This window comes from Shewanella sp. 10N.286.45.A1 (assembly GCF_041470405.1).
Taxonomy (GTDB): Bacteria; Pseudomonadota; Gammaproteobacteria; order Enterobacterales; family Shewanellaceae; genus Shewanella.
In genome coordinates this window covers 1-759 of the sequence record NZ_JBFRMK010000340.1, presented here as the reverse complement: position 1 = coordinate 759, position 759 = coordinate 1, and the positions used below count along the sequence as shown (strand labels likewise).

General features: G+C 38.3%; 1 protein-coding gene. It reads right to left on the bottom strand.

All coding sequences use genetic code 11. The annotated features are described in order from the left end of the window. Nucleotides 1-281: 281 nt before the first annotated feature. Complete coding sequence (locus AB4238_RS20780) at nt 282-647, bottom strand: hypothetical protein (RefSeq protein WP_372035363.1); 366 nt, start codon at nt 645-647, stop codon at nt 282-284. Between the last annotated feature and the right edge of the window lie 112 nt (nt 648-759).

The following is a 759-nucleotide window of genomic DNA, read 5'->3' as shown; positions in this document are numbered from 1 at the left end:
ACCCCACCGTTTAAGCGGACGGACTACAAAATTGAGATTTAACATACAAAGAAAAATAAGAAAAAGGAGGTGCTAAGACATTGATATATTGAGGTAAGAAAATTAGCTGACGATGCTAAGGGATAGATGCGGCCAGTAAAAAATGTTACTGCTCAGCACACATCCAAAAAGCGTAAGATCTTACGCCGATATTTACACTATAAAGGTATCACTCGGGCTTGTTCAACACTTGGGATAAGGACGCGGCTGCGCGCGGCCTATCCTTATTTGTTAGGTTTTCTTTATCCGTAATATACAGGTAATAACCTTGCCTTAAACCCTTTAGCATAAATCCACCACTTAGCACCTACATCGTCTGTAAGTTGGTAGAAATTTAGCTCATTTTCGAGATAATTTGAATCAAGTACCTTTGCCGCTAATTCGTTCGATAATTCTAGTTTTGCAGGAGCTAATAATCGAAATGAAAGGCACATTGAATCGACACCATAAAACTCTAGTTCGATTTCACCATCGTCTTTAGTGCCAGTATCGCCATTAAATTTAATTAAAAATGATCCCGAAACATCGGATTTCTCTACTGATATATTTTCTACATCAGCAGGACCTTCGAGTTTAGAAAGATAATCGTTGATTTGCTCCAGTTCCATCTTGAAAACCTAACGCCTCATTAAGAGGCAAAAAATAGTTGGTTAAAATTAGCGACGAAGGAGCAAAACCAACTGTTTTTTGTCCTTGTTTAACAGCTTGTTGAACGAAGCC

Excerpts from the sequence above, each read along its gene's own strand:
- AB4238_RS20780 (WP_372035363.1), bottom strand. The coding sequence starts at position 647 with ATGGAACTGGAGCAAATCAACGATTATCTTTCTAAACTCGAAGGTCCT.